At 64.5% G+C, this 18,171-nt stretch carries 17 protein-coding genes and 2 pseudogenes; 3 read left to right on the forward strand and 16 right to left on the reverse strand.

Translation table 11 applies throughout. The annotated features are described in order from the left end of the window. Positions 1 to 14: 14 nt before the first annotated feature. Positions 15 to 1,334, reverse strand: a complete 1,320-nt coding sequence (locus ACODSO_RS15645; protein WP_489037652.1) for a diacylglycerol/lipid kinase family protein — start codon at positions 1,332 to 1,334, stop codon at positions 15 to 17. A 172-nt stretch (positions 1,335 to 1,506) separates the two neighbouring features. Between ACODSO_RS15645 and ACODSO_RS15650 the strand changes: the two genes are divergently transcribed. Then, positions 1,507 to 3,114, forward strand: coding sequence for an MFS transporter (locus ACODSO_RS15650; protein WP_068376394.1), 1,608 nt, complete (start codon positions 1,507 to 1,509; stop codon positions 3,112 to 3,114). A 68-nt stretch (positions 3,115 to 3,182) separates the two neighbouring features. Here the strand turns inward: ACODSO_RS15650 and ACODSO_RS15655 are convergent, their stop codons facing one another. The 10 genes from ACODSO_RS15655 to ACODSO_RS15700 form a co-directional block, all read right to left on the reverse strand. Beyond that, positions 3,183 to 3,941 (reverse strand): GolD/DthD family dehydrogenase, encoded by a 759-nt coding sequence (locus tag ACODSO_RS15655; protein ID WP_068376396.1) that lies wholly within the window; start codon positions 3,939 to 3,941, stop codon positions 3,183 to 3,185. 91 nt (positions 3,942 to 4,032) lie between these two features. Continuing rightward, positions 4,033 to 5,073 (reverse strand): substrate-binding domain-containing protein, encoded by a 1,041-nt coding sequence (locus ACODSO_RS15660; protein ID WP_068376398.1) that lies wholly within the window; start codon positions 5,071 to 5,073, stop codon positions 4,033 to 4,035. A 51-nt stretch (positions 5,074 to 5,124) separates the two neighbouring features. After that, complete coding sequence (locus ACODSO_RS15665; protein WP_068376400.1) at positions 5,125 to 6,144, reverse strand: ABC transporter permease; 1,020 nt, start codon at positions 6,142 to 6,144, stop codon at positions 5,125 to 5,127. Then, positions 6,141 to 7,709, reverse strand: coding sequence for a sugar ABC transporter ATP-binding protein (locus tag ACODSO_RS15670; protein WP_068376402.1), 1,569 nt, complete (start codon positions 7,707 to 7,709; stop codon positions 6,141 to 6,143). The genes ACODSO_RS15665 and ACODSO_RS15670 overlap by 4 nt, the downstream gene beginning before the upstream one ends. Then, a complete protein-coding gene (locus ACODSO_RS15675; protein ID WP_068376404.1) occupies positions 7,706 to 8,755 on the reverse strand; it encodes a zinc-dependent alcohol dehydrogenase in 1,050 nt (349 codons plus the stop codon). The genes ACODSO_RS15670 and ACODSO_RS15675 overlap by 4 nt, the downstream gene beginning before the upstream one ends. Next, positions 8,749 to 9,513, reverse strand: coding sequence for an SDR family NAD(P)-dependent oxidoreductase (locus ACODSO_RS15680; protein WP_068376411.1), 765 nt, complete (start codon positions 9,511 to 9,513; stop codon positions 8,749 to 8,751). The genes ACODSO_RS15675 and ACODSO_RS15680 overlap by 7 nt, the downstream gene beginning before the upstream one ends. Then, positions 9,510 to 10,544 carry an NAD(P)-dependent alcohol dehydrogenase gene (locus ACODSO_RS15685; protein ID WP_068376413.1) on the reverse strand — a complete coding sequence of 345 codons (1,035 nt, stop codon included), beginning with the start codon at positions 10,542 to 10,544 and terminating at the stop codon, positions 9,510 to 9,512. The genes ACODSO_RS15680 and ACODSO_RS15685 overlap by 4 nt, the downstream gene beginning before the upstream one ends. Next, positions 10,541 to 11,158: a beta/alpha barrel domain-containing protein gene (locus ACODSO_RS15690; protein ID WP_068376415.1), complete on the reverse strand. Its 618-nt coding sequence runs from the start codon at positions 11,156 to 11,158 to the stop codon at positions 10,541 to 10,543. The genes ACODSO_RS15685 and ACODSO_RS15690 overlap by 4 nt, the downstream gene beginning before the upstream one ends. Continuing rightward, the gene (xylB, locus tag ACODSO_RS15695) at positions 11,155 to 12,639 is read right to left on the reverse strand and encodes a xylulokinase (RefSeq protein ID WP_489037655.1); all 1,485 of its coding nucleotides are present in this window, start codon (positions 12,637 to 12,639) and stop codon (positions 11,155 to 11,157) included. Before xylB ends, ACODSO_RS15690 begins: the two co-directional genes overlap by 4 nt. Then, entirely contained in the window at positions 12,636 to 13,277 is a 642-nt protein-coding gene (locus ACODSO_RS15700) for an SIS domain-containing protein (protein WP_231912582.1), read from the reverse strand. The genes xylB and ACODSO_RS15700 overlap by 4 nt, the downstream gene beginning before the upstream one ends. A gap of 129 nt (positions 13,278 to 13,406) precedes the next feature. Between ACODSO_RS15700 and ACODSO_RS15705 the strand changes: the two genes are divergently transcribed. Beyond that, positions 13,407 to 14,354, forward strand: coding sequence for a sugar-binding transcriptional regulator (locus ACODSO_RS15705; protein ID WP_068376418.1), 948 nt, complete (start codon positions 13,407 to 13,409; stop codon positions 14,352 to 14,354). 117 nt (positions 14,355 to 14,471) lie between these two features. Here the strand turns inward: ACODSO_RS15705 and ACODSO_RS15710 are convergent, their stop codons facing one another. The 3 genes and pseudogenes from ACODSO_RS15710 to ACODSO_RS15720 form a co-directional block, all read right to left on the reverse strand. After that, the gene (locus ACODSO_RS15710; RefSeq protein WP_068376420.1) at positions 14,472 to 14,723 is read right to left on the reverse strand and encodes a DUF3253 domain-containing protein; all 252 of its coding nucleotides are present in this window, start codon (positions 14,721 to 14,723) and stop codon (positions 14,472 to 14,474) included. 15 nt (positions 14,724 to 14,738) lie between these two features. Further along, positions 14,739 to 14,876, reverse strand: a pseudogene (locus tag ACODSO_RS15715) (DUF2256 domain-containing protein); the annotation flags it as partial. Between the two features lie 11 nt (positions 14,877 to 14,887). After that, on the reverse strand, positions 14,888 to 15,505 hold the full coding sequence (locus tag ACODSO_RS15720) for a TetR/AcrR family transcriptional regulator (RefSeq protein ID WP_489037656.1): 618 nt from the start codon (positions 15,503 to 15,505) through the stop codon (positions 14,888 to 14,890). An 84-nt stretch (positions 15,506 to 15,589) separates the two neighbouring features. Here ACODSO_RS15720 and ACODSO_RS15725 point away from each other — a divergent pair, with 84 nt between their 5' ends. Further along, positions 15,590 to 16,942, forward strand: coding sequence for a cytochrome P450 (locus ACODSO_RS15725; protein ID WP_068376425.1), 1,353 nt, complete (start codon positions 15,590 to 15,592; stop codon positions 16,940 to 16,942). On the opposite strand, the gene ACODSO_RS15730 is transcribed toward ACODSO_RS15725, so the two are convergent. Next, the gene (locus ACODSO_RS15730; protein ID WP_068376429.1) at positions 16,935 to 17,801 is read right to left on the reverse strand and encodes an alpha/beta fold hydrolase; all 867 of its coding nucleotides are present in this window, start codon (positions 17,799 to 17,801) and stop codon (positions 16,935 to 16,937) included. The genes ACODSO_RS15725 and ACODSO_RS15730 overlap by 8 nt on opposite strands. Positions 17,802 to 17,873: 72 nt before the next feature. Then, a pseudogene (locus tag ACODSO_RS15735) lies at positions 17,874 to 18,158 on the reverse strand (antibiotic biosynthesis monooxygenase family protein); the annotation flags it as partial. Positions 18,159 to 18,171: the final 13 nt, after the last annotated feature.

Here is an 18,171-nt window from a genome sequence, read left to right on the forward strand (position 1 = left end):
AGAAGTGGTCGGACTCAGCTCGGGAAAGCCTTCTGCCAGAGCCGACCCCAGTCGAGCACCGGCGCAGAAACACGTACCCCTGGCCTGTTTCGGGGAACCAGCACCCGCAAGGCACCTGGGTCTACGGTGCACCGCACGGGAGTGCGGAGCAGAAGCGACTCACCGTCGACGCCCACGGGGATCTCCGGGGTGTCGGAGTCCACAGTCACCTCTCTCGCCGTTGTCTGCGTCAAACCACGACCATTGTTGCGGCGCAGTAGATCGACCGCTTGTCGGGTATTCGCCACCGACAGCGTGACCACGCCGAGGACGCCCCGATCGAGACGATCTCGGCGACTGAGACCCGCAACGTCACTGGTGCCATAGGCATTGTTGCTCACCAGAACTGCTTGCGGTTCTTCCACCTCGGTGTCACCGATATGGGCAACCAACCGAGGGCCGGAGTGCCCGGTCAGCAGATCGGGGAGCAGTTTCAGCACGGTTGCAGCCTTGTCGTCTCGGTATGCGGGGCTGCGTACGATTTCGGCGTACACCCCGAAAGATACGTTGTTGACGAAGGGTCGGCCATCGACCGCGCCCAGATCCACGCGCAACTCGACACCATCCCGGAGTGCATCCAGCGATCGGGCCGGATCGGATCGATCGAGGCCGAGATCCATCGCGAAGTGGTTACGTGTTCCGGCGCTGATCACCAGGAATGGTAAGTCGTGTTCGGCCGCGACCGCGGCGACGAGCGCCTGGGTACCGTCCCCGCCGGCCACCCCCAGGAGATCCGCCCCCTGCTCGACAGCCTGCCGGGCCAGGGCGGTGACGTCGACAGTGCCAGGGCCTTCGAGTAGCGCTACGTCGGCCCCCAAAGCCTCGGCTTTGCGCCTCAAGTCGAACTGTGCGACCTTCCCGCCACCGGAATGCGGATTCATGATCACGAACGGATGCTTCGCTGGCGAGGCGGGGTATTCGGGCATGTCCGTCTCCGCGCGGCTTCTGCGCAAGGCGGCACGGGCGCAGACGCTCGCCGCGAGCGCGAGCACGTAGACAAGTACAACCACCCATAGCAAGTTGGCCCGGACGAAGACGGCGAGAACGATGACCGGCGTCGCGATCGCAACTCCCAGGGTTATCCACCTGAGCACCCCGCGCCGGGTGAGGAACGAGTACAACGATGCCACTGTGACCACGACGCCACCGATTTCCACGACGAGCAACGCCACGGTGCCCAGCACCCCGGCGAAAAGGACGGGCACCACCGCCGCAGCCACTGCCAACACGAATGCTCCACGGGCCCACCAACGCCGACTATGGTCACTGACGTCGGCAAAGTCCGATTCGTTCACGTGACAGCCCTCTCCGGTCTCGCATCCATTCCCTGTGGCAGTACGACTCTTCATCGTATGTCCATCTATTGGCTGCGGAGGCGCGCCGCGGCATCTCATCCGAGACGGGTGATTTGCAATCGAACGACCAGCTGCATAGTCGTGGGACTACAGCTGCCAGGCGGGTGAGTTCATGACTGCTGCAACGAAAACAGGTTCGGGGCTTGTGCTGACGGTGTTGGCGTCGAGTCAGTTCTTGATGACGCTGGACAGTTCGGTCATGAACGTGTCGATGGCTCAGGTTGCTGCGGACCTCGACACGACAATTACCGGGATCCAGACGGCGATCACGCTCTACACGCTGGTGATGGCGACGCTCATGATCACCGGGGGCAAGATCGGCACCATCATGGGAAGGCGCCGAGCGTTTGCCCTCGGTCTCGTCATCTACGGCCTCGGGTCGCTCACCACGGCGTTGGCACCGAATCTTCCGGTGCTGTTGATCGGGTGGTCGCTGCTCGAAGGGATGGGTGCGGCGCTGATCATGCCTGCCATCGTCGCGTTGGTTGCGGCGAACTTCCCGCCCGAAAGGCGATCAGCAGCATACGGTCTGGTCGCTGCGGCGGGCGCGATGGCGGTGGCGGCGGGGCCACTGATCGGGGGAGCGGTGACTACGTTCGCGTCGTGGCGGTACGTCTTCGTCGGCGAGGTCGTTCTCGTCATCGTGATCTTGTTGGTGTTGCGTCGCATCAACGACGTTCCGCCTGCACGAGTTCGGCTCGATCTGATCGGCTCTGCCCTCTCGGTGGCCAGCCTGGGTCTGATCGTGTTCGGGGTGCTCAGATCGGGCGAGTGGGGGTGGATTCAGCCGAAACCGGGAGGCTCCGAAATCGTGGGCATGTCACCGGTGATCTGGCTGCTGTTGGCCGGAACGATGCTCCTGTACGTATTCATGAGATGGCAGACGCATCTTGCCGAGTCCGGCAAAGAACCGTTGATCGATCCGCAGCTGTTTCGCAACCGGCAATTGACCGGTGGGCTCACCATGTTCTTTGCGCAGTTCACCGTCCAGGCGGGCGTCTTCTTCACCGTGCCGCTGTTCCTGTCGGTCGTTCTGGAATTGAGCGCCCTGCAGACCGGCATACGACTCATCCCGCTGTCGATTGCGTTGCTCGTCGCTGCTGCGGGCATTCCGAAGCTGTGGCCTCACGCGAATCCGCGTCGAGTTGTGCGGTGGGGTCTGGCGTCGATGATCATCGGCATCCTGGTGTTGGTGGCAGGACTCGATCCCGGTGCCAATGCCAGCATCGTGGCGATACCGATGCTTCTCATGGGCTTGGGGCTCGGGGCCCTGGCCTCGCAGCTCGGCGCGGTGACGGTTTCGGCCGTCCCGGATTCGCAGAGCGCTGAGGTCGGCGGGCTACAGAACACTGCCACCAATCTCGGTGCATCGCTGGGAACTGCACTGATCGGGTCGGTACTCATCGCAACCCTGAGCGCGACGATCATTGCGGGCATTCAGTCGAATCCCGAGGTTCCGGCGCCGATGAAGGAGCAAGCCACCACAGAGCTCGCCAGCGGTGTTCCATTTCTGTCCGATAGCCAGCTGGAGGCTGCCCTGAACGAGTCGTCGGTGCCGGAATCGACCGCTCAGGAGATACTGGACCTCAATGCGGACGCTCGGCTCGAGGCCCTCCGAGTAGCCCTGGCGCTGGCAGCTCTGCTGGGGCTGACAGCCTTGTTCTTCACGGGGAACATTCCGCGGCAGGCTCCGTCCGCTCAGGTGCCCGAGGACCCGTAATCTGGAACCTGTCCGTCGAGATCGAGACGAGCATGCACTACCTGCCGTCGAGGTTCGAGTGGTCCGAGCTAGAGAATCGTGTATCCGCCGTCTACGAGAACATCTGCACCGTTGATCATCGACGCGCCCGAAGACGCGAGGAACACAGCAACGCTGGTGACATCATCGGTTTCGGCGAACCGGCCGACCGGGATACGAGCGCGCAGCGCATCGCCCTTCGGATTGGACCACGCCTCGCGGCCGAGCGGTGTCATGACGACCGTGGGGGAGATGGTGTTGACGGTGACGCCTCGGCCCGCCCATTCGGCGGCCAGGACCTTGGTCAGACCGAGAACGCCGAACTTCGATGCGCAGTACGCAGCGTGTTCGGAGATGGCGACGGTCGCCGCTTGCGATGCGATGTTGATGATTCGACCGGACCCTCGGGCGAGCATGGTGCGTCCGAATTCCTGACACATCAGGAATGTGCCGGTGAGGTTGACGTCCATCGTCAGGTTCCAGAACTCGTCCGACAGGTATTCCGCCGGGCCGAGTCGAGCTACCCCGGCCGAGTTGACCAGGACGTCCACGCGGCCCAGATCCTCGATCACCGAGCTGACCGCCTGCGAGACGGACACGCGGTTCGCGACGTCGCACGCCACGCTGCGCGCTCCGATGTCTGCGGCGACCGAGGCAGCCGCATCGCCGTCACGATCGACGAGCACCACTTCGGCGCCCTGAGCAACGTAGGCCGCGCCGATCGCAGCCCCGATACCCGATGCACCACCGGAGACAACGGCAACCAATCCGTCGAACGACAGATCTACGGGCGGGGGCACTGCGGTCATTGAAGTGGCCTTTCCGGTGGTGAATGGAGTTCGGGGCGGAACGGGCCGAGGTGGGCACCGTCCCGCCCCGAAGTGTGTGCGGGTGCGGAAACTACTGTCCGGGGATTCCCTCGTTGGCGATGTCGCCCGTTTCGAGGTTCGCCGCCGTCAGGTCGACGAGTCCGTCGAGGAATTCCTGACGGTTGGTCACGACGTGCTCGATGGCGACATCGACGTTCTCGGACGTGATCGCGGGCATCACGTAGACCGGGTCGGTGTCGACCTCTTCGCCCTTGGCGATCTTGTTGGCCACTGCGAGGCCGGCGGAGAGTTCGACGGTTCCGTTCTGCAGCGACGTGCCGATGAACTCGCCGCTCTTGACCGCGTTCAGGCCGTCCTCGATCCCGTCGATGCCGACGATCGGGACGTCGGTGCGCCCGGCTTCCTTCAGTGCTTGCAGTGCGCCGAGGCCCATGTCGTCGTTCTGCGCGACGACACCGTCGATCTGATCGCCGAAGCTGGAGAGCCAGTTCTTGGCCTTGTTGACCGCTTCGTCACGCTTCCAGTTGGCGGTGTCCTTGGCGAGGACCTTGATGTCCGGGTAGTTCGCAAGTACCTGGTCGATGCCTGCGCCGCGGTTGATTTCGCCTGATCCGCCGAGCGGGCCCTGCAGGATGACGATGTTGCCGCGTCCGCCGAGACGGTCCGCCATCATCTGCATTTCCTGCGCGCCTGCCGCGACGTCGTCTGGCTGAACGTTGCCCGAGATCTGGTCGGTTTCGAGTGCGGCGTTCACTGCAATGACGGGAATGCCCTTGTCCTTGGCGGACTGGACCTGTGGTGCAAGCGAATCAGCCTGTGCGGGAACGACGATGATCGCATCGACGCCCTGGTTGATGAGCGAGTCGACCTGGCTGGCCTGGACCGACACGTCGTTTCCAGCGGAGTTCCACAGCAGTTCGATGTTGTTCGCCGCGGCGTAGGTCTCCATGCCTTCCTTGCCTGCGGTGATGAACGAGCTCATGTCGTACACGGTGACGCCGATGCGCGTCTTGCCGTCCTGTGCGCTGGTATCGCCTGCGCCGCAGGCGGTGACGCCGACGGTGAGCAGGCCAGCGGCCGCCACGGTCAGCATCTTGGAAGCAAACTTCATTGTCATCTCCGAATCGGTGGGTGGGTACTGGACAGAGTCTTTTCGGGGCGATCAGACTCTTCGTTTGGACGACCAGACGTCGACCGAGACTGCGGCGACGATCAGAACTCCCTTGATGACGTCCTGCCAGTAGGCGGGAACGACGAGAAGGTCCAGACCGTTGTTGAGCGTTTGAATCATGAACAGGCCGAGTGCAGTACCCCAGATGGTGCCGCGCCCGCCCATCAGGCTCGCGCCGCCGATCACGACTGCAGCGATGGCGTCGAGTTCGTATCCCTGGCCCAGGTTGGGAGGGCCGGAGATGACACGCGATGCCAGCATGACCCCGGACAGACCTGCGAGCAGGCCGGACAGAGCGTAGACACTGAACAGCACGTTCTTGGCGTTGATTCCGGCGATCTCGGCTGCGGTTCGGTTGCCGCCCACGGCGTAGACGCGCATGCCGTAGGCAGTTCGCTTCATCACCACGGCCAGCACCACGATGCCGATGATCATCACGAGAACCGGTATCTGCAGGCCGAATATCTTGGTGTTGGCGATCTGGCCGAACTCTGCCGGTAGACCGTTGATCGGCGCGCCACCGCCGATCACATACGCGAAACCTGAACCGGCTGTGAGCATACCGAGTGTTGCGATGAAAGGTGGCACATTGATCCGAGATACCAGAAATCCGTTGATGCACCCTGCGGCGAGCCCGACGGCCATGGCGATGAGCACCGTCATCCAGATCTGACCCGGGTTCGCCTTCGCCACTGCAGCCGATGCCATTGCCGAGACTGCGATGACGCTACCGACCGAGAGATCGATGCCGCCGGTGAGGATGACGAGAGTCTGGCCGAGAGCGATCAGTGCAAACGGTGCCGCTGCGACGAGAATCGTCTGCAGGTTGTCCGCGGTGCCGAAACGTGCACTGCGGTAAGAGAAGTACGCGATCACCAGGAGCATCACGATGACCATCGAATAGCGTAGTGCGAGGGCTCCGGCCCAGGCGCTGGAGAACCGGCGGACCGGCTCGCCCGTAGTGGCCGAGACGGAAATCTTCTCGTCCGGATCAGCGACGGGTGTTGTCACTGTGGTGCCTCCTCGAGTGACGACCGCTTGTCGGTCGTGGTGGTTGTGGTCGGTGACTGCTCGTTCCGCGTGTTTAGCGCGGTGGCGAGGCGGAACACCGAGTCCTGAACTTCGGGATGATCGAGCGCGTCGCGGTCGAGTTCGCCGACGAAGGCTCCCTCGCGCATGACGAACGCGCGGTGCGACAGACCGACGATCTCCGGCATGTCCGACGAGGCCATCACGACAGCCATTCCGCGGCTGGCGAATTCGGTGATGATTCGGTAGATCTCGGAGCGTGCTCCGACATCGACTCCGCGCGTCGGCTCGTCGAGAAGCAGCACGTCGACCGTACCGGTGAGCCAGCGTGCCAGCACCACCTTCTGCTGATTTCCACCGGACAGGGTCCCGACGCTCTGGCCGATTCCCCGGCTTCGCAGCCGAACGGAGTCCATGGCGCTCGTCACCTCGGTCGCCCTGGCCTTGTTGCGCAGCCATCCGGCGATGCTGAACTTCGACAGCCTCGGAAGCGATCCGTTGTCCAGCACACTCATCGACAACACGACGCCGTTGACCTTGCGGTCCTCGGGCACCATGGCCATCCCTGCGGTGATCGCCGCGGCGGGCTTGCCCTTGGGCACGGTCCTTCCGTCGACCTTGACCGTTCCCGACGTCACCGTGCGCATACCGAACAGTGCTTCGAGCAGTTCGGTGCGTCCCGCTCCGACAAGACCTGCGAGGCCGACGATTTCGCCGCGCCGAACCGTCAAGTCGATCGGCGCCGACGCGCCGGCTACATGAAGGTTCTGGACTTCGAGGACAACGTCTCCGATGTCCGTTCCGACCGTCGGGAAAAGGTTTTCGAGTTCGCGGCCGATCATCGCGGTGACGATGTCGTCGTCGGTGATGTCGGTGAGCTTCTCGTCGGTGATCAGCTTGCCGTCGCGCAGTACGACGACGCGGTCGGCGATAGCGCGGATCTCGGCCATCTTGTGGGTGGTGTAGACCATCGCGACACCACGATCGCGCAGCTGCCGCATCACCCTGTAGAGGCCCTCGACCTCGCGCTCGGAGATGGCCGACGTCGGTTCGTCGAGCATGACCACCTGAGCGCCGGTGCGTGCAGCCTTGACGATCTCGATGATCTGTCTCAGTCCGACAGGCAGACTGCCCATGCGCGCGGTGGGGGAGATGGTGACGTCGAAGACGCTCAACGCCTCCGCTGCCTCCTTGATCATCGCGCGACGATCCAAGAAAATGCCGCGGCGCTTCTCGCGTCCGACGAACATGTTCTCGTACACGGACATATCGTCGATCGATGCAAGTTCCTGCGGGACGATCGCGACCCCGTGCCGGACAGCGTCCCGTGAGTCGCCCGACGAGAGTTGGTGTTCGCCGATCATGACCGTTCCGGTATCGGCGCGGAGCTGACCGGTGGCGATCTTCATGAGCGTGGACTTGCCCGCGCCGTTCTCGCCGGCGAGTGCGGTGACGGTGCCCGGTTCGAGGTCGAGAGATATTCCCTTGAGTACCGGCACCCCTCCGAAGCTCTTGGTCAGGTCCTGGCATTCGAGCAAGGCGGTCATGCTCGATCACCCACGGTGATCAGTACTTTCACGTGCTCCGGATCGGCGGATGCTGCAAACGCCTCGGCGGAGCGTTCGAGTGGGAATTCGGCTGTCACGAACTCGTCGACTGGAATCGAACCGTCGCTGAGCATGTCTATCGCCTCCTGAATGTCTTCGCGGACGTACATCAGAGCGCCGGCGACGACGATCTCGCGGTCTTGGATCTTCTCGAGGGGCACGGGCGTGACCCCGGCTGCAACGCCGACGACAAGTACCGCACCGCCCTTGTCGACGAGATCGATCGCCTGCGCGATCGAGGACTCACGTGAGACGCAGTCGATCACGACGTCGGCGGGACCGCCGAGCGCGTCGTGAGCAACTGTCACCGCGTCGGCGGCAACGGGATCGACACTGCCGACTGCTCCCAGTCGCTCGGCCCGGGCACGCTTGGACTCGAGCAGATCGGCGACGACGACGATGGCACCGGCGCGGCGGGCCGCGAGCAGAACGAACAGACCGATCGGACCTGCGCCCAGCACGGCTACTCGTTTCCCGTCCAGCCCGCCGACGAGACTGCCTGCGCGGCGGACGGCGTGGACCGGCGTCGCGAGGGGTTCGATCAGCGCTGCGTGACGGTCGTCGAGATCGTCGGACAGTGGCACCACACGGTCCGAAGCGATGGTGAAGGCGTCGGTGAGGCCACCCGGGGTCTGGCAACCGAACACGGCCAGTTCGGCGCAGATGTTGTACCGTCCGGCGTCGCACTGGGTGCAGTGCCCGCACGCCAAGTTCGGTTCGACGACAACGCGGGTGCCGACGAGGCCGGGGTCTGCGCCGTCGCCGACGGCATCGACGACGCCGACCACCTCGTGGCCCGGGCGGAACGGAAGGTCGATGAACGGGTGACGACCATGCGCTGCATGGATATCGGAGCCGCAGATGCCGACGATGGTGCTCCGCACCCGCACCTCACCGGGACCGGGTACCGGCGTCGGCACAGTCTCGACGCTGACACCGTCGATGCCTTCGACGAGAATGCGCCGAACCGTCTCGGTGCTCACCATGCGGTGTAACCCCCGTCCGCGACGAGAACCGAACCCGTGATGAAACTTGCTGCGTCACTGGCGAGGAAGACGACGCTGGGTGCGATCTCTTCCGGCAGCGCGTACCGCTGCATGGGTGCGTCGTCGATCCAGTAGCGCTTGAGATCGGGTCGATCGACGGGTGCCATCTCGGTCTTGCAGTATCCGGGCGCGACCGCGTTGACGCGGATTCCGAGTGGGCCCCACTCTGCTGCCAAGGATTTGGTGAGGTGATGCACGGCGGCTTTCGATGCGTTGTAGGCAGGCTGCATCTGCGGGCGGTTGACGATGATGCCGGACATCGACCCGATGTTGACGATCGAACCGCTGCCACGCTCGTGCATGTGAGCGCCGACGGCAATGCTGCACTCCCACAACGCCTTCACGTTCAGGTCGAATACGCTGTCCCACTCGTTCTCGGTGACGTCCCAGGAATCGTTGTGGTAGCAGGTACCCGCGTTGTTGACGAGGATATCCACGTGGCCGAGCGCGTCGATGGCCTCGGCGGTCATCCGCTCGATGTCGGCGCGGTTGGTGATGTCGGCGGTGATCGCGGTGAATTCGTGGCCTTCGGAGGCAGCTTCGGCGACGACCTTCTCGTTGCGCTCGGCGCTGCGTCCGGCGATGGCTACGCGCGCCCCTGCTTCGGCGAGTCCGAACGCGAACGCACGGCCGAGACCTTGATTGCCGCCGGTGACGATCGCGGTACGTCCGGTCAGATCGAATGGATTCTTGCTCATGTGGGCACCACTATCGACTTGAGGCTGGCAGGGTCGGTGTCACTGTCGAGCGCGTCGGCGACGTGCTCGAGGTCGTAGCGTCCGGTGACGAGTCGATCGAGATCGACCAGGCCGGAGGAGACGAGATGAATTGCAGCAGGCCAGGTGTCGGTGTACCGGAATACGCCGGTCACGGTGATCTCCAGGTTCTGGATGTGGCTGATCGGAAGCGGGTAGTTGTCCGCGCCCATACCGACCAGGACCACACGTCCGGCAGGCCCGACGGCGAGAATGCCGCTCTGTACGGCCGGCACAGCTCCACTGGCGTCGACGAATGCGTCGACCTGTGGATCGAGCGCAGCGACGTCGACGGTCATGGGATCGATTACCTCGGTGGCACCGAACGTCAATGCGCGTTCGCGTCGCGATTCGACCGGGTCCGAAACCACGATGCGGGCCGCGCCGAATGCACGTGCGGCCTGAGCAGTGATGATACCGATCGGTCCGGCACCCGCGATCAGGATGGACGATCCTGGGGCGATGTTCGCCTTGCGCATCGTCGTCACCGCGACGGACAGAGGTTCGAGCAGTGCTGCGGCTTCGTCGGACATCGAATCCGGTATCGGGTGGGCGAAGTCGGCATCGATGGTGACGTAACGGCAGAACGCGCCGTCCACCGGAGGCGTGGCGTAGAACTTCATGTCGGGGCAGAGGTTGTAGCGTCCGGCCATGCATTGGGTGCATCGACGGCATGGGTGTTGTGGTTCGACGGCGACGCGCTGACCGACACGGCCCGGGTCGACGCCGTCACCGACTGCGGCGATCCTGCCGGACAGTTCATGGCCGAGAATCATCGGTTCGTCGACGACGAAGTCGCCGATGCGCCCCTCGCGGTAATAGTGCACGTCGGATCCGCAGACCCCGACGGCGGCGACCTCGATCAGCACCTCGTACGCCGCCGGTGTGGGAACGGGGCGATCCTCGATCTCGAGGGTGCGCACGCCGGTCATCACGCTCGCACGCATCGAGGATGCGGGAGATGTTGGTGTCATGGTTGTCCTTCCAGCGGTGAGCAATCGGTAAGTAGCGCGCGTCCGACGACAAGCGTGGTGGCGCCGGCGGAGCGGCATCGGGGTATCGACTCGGGTGTGACGCCGCCGTCGACGGTGACGGCAGTGCGCCGAGAGAACGTTTCGACGAGCGCCAGGCGGGACAGATCTGCGGCGCCGGCTGTGCCCGGTTCGAGCAGCATGACGAGAACGCCGTCGTATCCGTCGAGATCGGCGTCGGCGGGCGCCTCGTCGTCGAATTCGTCCCAGACGGCGGCCCACAGTCGCGTGGCCCGGTGGTCTCGGATTCCGATCGGCAGATACAGATCAGCGCAGTCGGGGATGCTCTGCAGCAGCCCTCGAACTCCCGATGCGCTGCCGATCAGGTGAATTCCGAGCATGTCGGGCGGAACCTGCGCGGCGATGCCGTCGAGTTCGGCGACGGCTATCCCTCGTGGCAGTCCTTCGTTCGGGACCATCACATCGACGTGCACTGCGATTCCGGCGTCGACCAGTGCGCGGGCGGCGTCGACCCGACGCCCAGGGGTTGCCGCGTAGATGCTTCCCGCGAGATGAGTTGCGTGGCCGACGTGCCACGGGGCCAGTGCGACGCTCACTGTGTGACCGGCCGATCCAGCACGTCGACGGCCGCGGCCCGCGCCCAGTTTCGACGGACAGAGTCGATGTCGCGCCCGGTATCGCGGGGAAGAACGGTTGTCCTGGCCCGCGGTGCCCATCGATGGGAGAGCGCGACCATCGCGTCGACGTCGAGTTCGGCTGCGACGGCTGCGGCCTGGACGCAGGCTCCTCGCGCCGTCGCCTCGTCTGTGTCCGGCACTGTGACGGTGTCACCGGAGAGATCGGCGAGCAGCTGCAGAGTTGCGCGCGAGCGTGCTCCGCCGCCGACGACCGTAATCGTTCCCTCACAACGGATCCCGAACGAACGGATGGCATCTCGACCGGACAGCAGCGACAGGAGCGGGCCTTCGAGGAACGCACGCGCCATCTCGTGCCTGGTGGTGGCCGAGGTGAGATCGGTGAGCATCCCCCGCGCGTAGGGGCGGTTCGGGGTGCGCTCACCGTCGAGGAAGGGCACCAGCGTCGGCCCGACGGTCGGTCCGGCGGCGAGGGCCAGCTCGGCGAGTCCGGCGTGGTCGGTACCGAGAATGCGTGCCGCGGTATCGCCGACTCGTGCCGCATTCAGCGTGCAGATGAGCGGCAGATATCCGCCGGCGGTGTCGGCGACACCGTTGACGATTCCGCCTTCGTCGAATACCGGAGTGCGGGTGGAGGTGGCCACGACGCCCGAGGTGCCGAGCCCGACGTACTGGTCACCGTCGGTCAGGCCGAGACCGAGGTAGGCGGCATGCTGGTCTCCAGCGCCGGCCGCGACCAGGACAGGCCCGGTGATACCGAGCTCGGATGCGGCGTTCTCGGTGAGAAATCCGGCGGGCTCGGCTCCGGCAAGGACCGTCGGCAACATCGGGAGCCAGTCGCGCGCACCGGCGGCGACGTCGAGGATGTCGGGCAGCCACGTCGAAGTCTGTGCGTCGAAATATCCCGTACCCGAGGCGTCGGAGCGATCGGTGACAGCCCGACCGGTGAGGCGGAAGGTCAGGTAGTCGTGCGGGAGAAGGATGCGTCGAGTGGCGTCGAGCACCGACGGTTCGTGCTCGGCAACCCAGGCGAGCTTCGCGATGGTGAACGCCGCGGTGGGCAGCGATCCGATGCGTCGTACCCACGCGGGGCCGCCGATCGTCTCGACCAGTTTCGACAACTGTTCGGCGCCGGTGGTGTCGTTCCAGAGCTTGGCGGGCCGGAGGGGTTTTTCGTCTGCGCCGAGGAGGACGAGGCCGTGGCACTGTGCGGCGACGCCGATTGCGGCGACCTCGGTCTCGCCGGCTGTGTCGAGAGCAGCTCGGACTGCAAGAACAAGGGCGTCCCACCATGACGTGGGTTGCTGCTCGCTGCAGGGCGGGAAAGCCGGTGTGTGCGGGGCGGATCCCGACGCCACCAATTCGCCGGACTCGGCGTCCCGGACTTCCGCCTTGCAGGACTGGGTCGAGGAGTCGATTCCCACGACCACCCGTCGCGTCACAGCGCTACCACCGGTGCGTTGTCGCCGGTGCGTACGTCCTCGCGGGTGCCGACGCCGCCGGCCGGGTGCAGGTCGACGACGTCGCGCATCGTATGTCCGGTCAACGCCATGGCGACGACGCCCACAGCGTCGCCCCACGCGCCGACGGCCAGGGTGCTGGTCAGCGCGATCATGTCGCCGGGGTCGGCACCGGGTGCGGTCGTGGGTAATTCGACGATCTCGGTCGCGGCTGCCGCAAACGGCGAGTCGGCGGCCTCGGTGACCGCGACGACATGGATACCCCGTCCGACCAGGCCGCTGACCAATTGAGTCGATTCAACAGAGCGGCCGGTCTTGGAGATCGCCAGAACCAGATCGTCAGTGCCGACGGCTCCCATTCCGCCGTGCAGGGCGTCCATGGACGGGAGGTAGAGAGCGGGAGTTCCACAGACCGACAGCAGATGCGCGAGACGTTCGGCCATGATCCCCGATGTGCCGGAACCCGTGGTGATGACCTTGCCCGTGGTGCTGACCGCTGCGCGGGCGATGCGTACGACGCTCGGCTCCACCACGTCCACCAACGAATCCAGGCCCGCGGCTTCGCGGACCAGGACGGTACGCGCGAGACGCCGTAGATCGGCGTCGTCGAGCTTGCTCATATGTTGTGCCTCACTGCTCACATGACTAGTGACACGGATCATGCAAGGACCTAAGCTCGTTTGTCAACGGGCCCGCTCATATGAGCGCTGTGCAATGATGCTGAGGTTGGAACGTGGAAGGGTGGGGGGATGCCCCAAGAGCAAGACGGTCGCAGAGTGGGTCCCGAGGAGCTGATCCAGCGGGGGTTGATCGCACGCCGGTATTACGTCGATGGGCGGACGCGGGTGCAGATCGCGGACGAATTCGGGCTGTCGCGATTCAAGGTTGCGCGCATGCTCGAGGACGCGGTGTCGTCGGGCATGGTCGAAATCACGGTGCACGCACCGGAATCGATCGATATCGAGTTGTCGCGTGCACTCAAGGACACGTTCGATCTTCGAATGGCATTCGCAGTGCGCACCATCACCGGCGGCGAAGGCGAACTGTGGGACGCCGTCGGACGAGTGACGGCCGACCTTCTGACCGAGATCGTCACCCCATCGGATGTGCTCGGGGTGGATTGCGGACGAACCTTGGCGCGCATGACAACTCATCTCGATTCCATTGCTGCGTGCGACGTCGTGCAGCTCACCGGGATGGCGGGCGAGATCGGGTCGAATTCAGCCGAGTTGGTCCGCCGCATCACGGCGCTCGGGGGCGGGCGAGCGTGGTCCATGTATGCACCATTGGTGGTATCCGACGCGCAGACATGCGCGGCGTTGCGCAGCAGTCGGGGTATCCAGGAGACGCTGAGTCATCACCGGTCGGTGACGAAAGCTGTTGTCTCCATCGGTGCGTGGAATCCCGGTCTGTCTCAGGTGTACGACCTGCTCGCTCCGGGAGAAGCGCAGCAGTGGGCGGATCACGGCGTGGTGGCCGAATCGTGTGCGTTGATGCTCGACCGCGACGGGCGGCGAATTCACGGTCTCGATGATCGGCGAATGGGTGTGTCGGAGGAGTCGCTGCGGAGTATCGAACATGTCATCGCGATCGCGGCGGGGGAGTCGAAGCGGGATGCGGTGTTGGCGGTGCTGAAGTCCGGCTTGGTGTCGTCGTTGATCATCGACGCGAACACGGCGGCGAGTTTGGTGCGCTGACGGTCTTTTTCGTGGACGAGCGACGCTCCGCGTCAGTGGCGCGGTTAAGTGCATCAGGGTGCACTCAACCGCGCCACTGCGGCGGAGCCGCCCTCGGCCACAGCGGAACCGCCAGGCTCAGCGCTTCCAGCGAATTCTGATGGGTCCCTTGGCCGTCGACGGGTCGACGACGGATCCCTTCTGGGTGATCTCCACTTCGCCGGCGTCGACCAAGCGCCGGGCCGCACGCCGCACAGGTTCCATCAGCTCGCGCCACTCGTTCTCGGACATCGCACGCGCCACGTCCGACGGGCAGATCGTCGAGTCACGAGAGCGCGCATCGAGAAGCTCGCGAATCTTTGCTTCGAGCTGGCGGTCCGATGCGGTCACTGTGCGTCGCCGGCAGGCATCGCTGCAGTATTCGATGTCATCCCAGTTCTTCTCCCACTTCTTGCGCCACTCGATGCGCCGACCGCAGGATGCACACGTCTTGTCCGGTGGAGTCGACTGCTTGGTTCGGCGAGCGTGGGCCACCGAGTCCACTGTAGCTATCGTCAGCGATGGGTGGTGGAGACGAAGTGGTGAGTCGCGGCGTCGACGATCTGCTCCGGCGTCACGTCGATCTCGTCGTAGAGCCAGGCGACGACCAGTTCGGCGAGGCCTCCGATGAACAGCACGCCGTTGATCTGCGACTGAGGCTCCGGCCAGGCCCGGTCGCCGTACAGGTCGCGGGCCTGCTCGGCGACGAATCGGGCGAAGTCCCGCATCGATTCGCGTCGGTGCGCCCGAAGCGAGTCGACGGCAGCGGATTCGATCATCGCGACCCGTCCCTTGCGTGGATCATCGGTCAGGACGGTGACGAAGGCCGCGATCGCGTTGTGCACCTGCCCTTCCACGGTGTCCGCCGGAGTGTGCAGTGCGGTCAGGGCTGCAGCCCGAATTTCCTCGGCGATGGCATCGACAACGTGCCGCAGGAGATCGTCTCTGCTGCTGAAGTTCTGGTAGAAGTAGCGCTCGGTGAGCTTGGCCTGCGCGCAGATCGCGGTCATCGTCGCGCCCGCGGCGCCGGCGGTGCCGAATACTTCCAAACCGGCTTCGAGCAGCCGCGTCCGACGCTCGGTTGCGCGGTCGTCTGCGCTCATGCCTGCGTAGCGGCGTGTCGTCGGAGTCATGGATAGATGTTGACAGATGCACGTGCTGTGACGCAGACTACAGTTATCTGACATGGCTTCCTGTCAGATTGACGGAGGTTGATTATGTCTCGGATACTTGCCGCTCCACCAGCGGATTCGCGCCTGGAGGCAGTCTCGGGTGACGGGGGACTTCCCGTCGTCGGGCACACCCTCGAATACATCAAGGACCCCCTGGCGCTGTTCGGACGGCGATGGGAGAAGTACGGCGAGGTGTCGTGGCTGACCATGGCCGGGCAGCGCTGGATCACCGTCCTCGGACCGGATGCATGCCAGCAGGTTCTGCAGAACAAGGACAAGGCATTCGTCAACAGTGACGGATGGTCGTTGCTGATCGGCCCGTTCTTCCACGGTGGGCTCATGCTGTTGGATTCCGAGGAGCACCTTCGGCACCGCCGAATCATGCAGCAGGCCTTCACGCGTGACCGTCTCACCAAGTCGGTTGATTCCCTCAATCCTGTCGTCAGTGCGGGCTTGGATGCATGGACCGCAGCCGACGGTTTCCTGGTGTATCCCGCGCTCAAATCCCTCACCCTCGATATCGCGACGAGCATCTTCATGGGCGGGGCCGAGGGCAGCACCGAGGCCGAAATAGCGGAAATCAATGCCAGTTTCGTCGCCTGCGTGCAAGCGGCAACATCCATCGTCCGGTACCGACTGCCGGGCACCCGGTGGAAGCGTGGACTCGAAGGCAGGAAGGTTCTCGACGCCTTCTTCCGGCGGTACCTTCCGGCCCGGCGCGCGAGCGCGACCGACGACCTGTTCTCGGTGTTGTGCCACATCGAATCCGACACCGGACAGCGCTTCACGGACGACGAAGTGGTCGACCACATGATCTTCCTGCTGATGGCAGCCCACGACACCTCGACCATCACGCTCTCGACGATGATGCAGTACCTCGGACAGCATCCGGAGTGGCAGCGAAAGTGCCGGGCGGAGTCGATCGAGCTGGATACCGATTCGCCGACACTGACGCAGCTCGACGATCTGCACTCGCTCGACCTGGTCATGAAGGAGTGCCTCAGGCTCGTCTCGCCGACCCCCGTCGTCGCTCGGCGGGCGGTGAAGGACACCGAAGTCCAAGGCAAATTCGTCCCTGCCGGGACGTACGCGTCGGTCGCGCCACACTTCACCCACCACATGGCGGAGTACTGGCCCAACCCCGAAGCGTTCGATCCTGGACGGTTCGACGCAGACCGATGCGAGGACAAAGTGCATCGCTACGCGTGGGAGCCGTTCGGAGGCGGAGTGCACAAGTGCATCGGCATGTTCTTCGCCGGGGCCGAGATCAAGACGATCATGCACCACCTGCTACTGCGGTACGACTGGGACGTGGACGCCGATTACGTTGCACCGCTGAACTTCACCTCGCTGCCGTTCCCGGAGGACGGCCAGCCGGTGAACCTGCGCCTCAGGTGAGTCGGTCGGTCAGCCACCCGATGATATCGGCCGTGACCTCGTCGCGGTTGGTCTCGTTCACTATCTCGTGTCGCGCGCCCTGGTAGATCTTGACGGTTACATCGCTCATGCCGGCTTCACGGTAGCGGGACGCCAACTGTTCGATCAGCTGCCCACCACCGGCCAGTGGATCGTCGGATCCCGAGGCGATCAACAGTGGGAGGTCGGAGCGAATCTCACCGAGCTGGTGCGGGTCTGCGAGCTTGTCCGCTTCGGTGAACAGTGCGGGGACTGTGGTCTCGGGTAGGTCGAAGCCGCACAGCTCGTCGGCGACGTAGGCGTCGACCTCCGCTTCGTCGCGTGAGAGCCACTCGTATCCGGTGCGATGCTCGAACGCGCTGTTGAAGACGCTCAGGTCGCCGGCCGGGGCGTCGACCATGCCGGCTGCGAGGACGTCGAGGGTAGTGGATCCTGACAGGACGACCCCCGCGTACAGGTCGGAGCGCTCGATCAGGACATGTTGTGCAGCAAACGATCCCATCGAGTGTGCGAAGAGGACCAGCGGAAGGTCCGGATAGTCGTTCAACAACTTTTCGCCGAGCTGCTCGATGTCCGCCCACAACGCGGCGAAGCCGACCGACCCGAAGTCTCCAGGCGTCTCGGTGATCGACGCGCCGTGTCCGCGATGGTCGGATGCGACGACGTGGAACCCTGCGGCATTCAAGGCTGCGGCGAACCGTGCGTACCGGCTGCCGTACTCGGCGAGCCCGTGCGCGATCTGTACGACGCCGCGGGCGGGCTCGACCGAGGTGGCCCACGTGTAGGTCGAGATATCGAGCTGGTCCTGCTTCGAGATGTACGACGATGCTGCGGCGTTCATGAAGGTCTCCTTCGGCGTGGGCGCTGAGAAGGAACGTATCGCTTCGTCCGTTCGCGGATCGTCGTAATCGCCTACAGGGGCGAAATGTTCGACGACGGGGAACGGATCGTAGAAGTGATGCAGCAGCGCCTTCCACTCCTGGTACTCATCCGACCCGCGGAAGCCTTCGGTGTGGTCCTCGAGCGTCTCCCACTCGACGAGCAGCAGGTAGACATCGGGACTCTCGATCCCGCGGGACAACCGCAGGCTCACGAAACCGGGCATCGCCGAGATGATCGACGATGCCCGACCGAATGCCGCTTCGAACTCCTCGGTGCGAGTGGGTAAGACGTTCAGTAGCGCGTGTTCCAGGATCATCGGCACAGTCGAT

It is taken from the genome of Rhodococcus sp. FG69 (assembly GCF_057808915.1).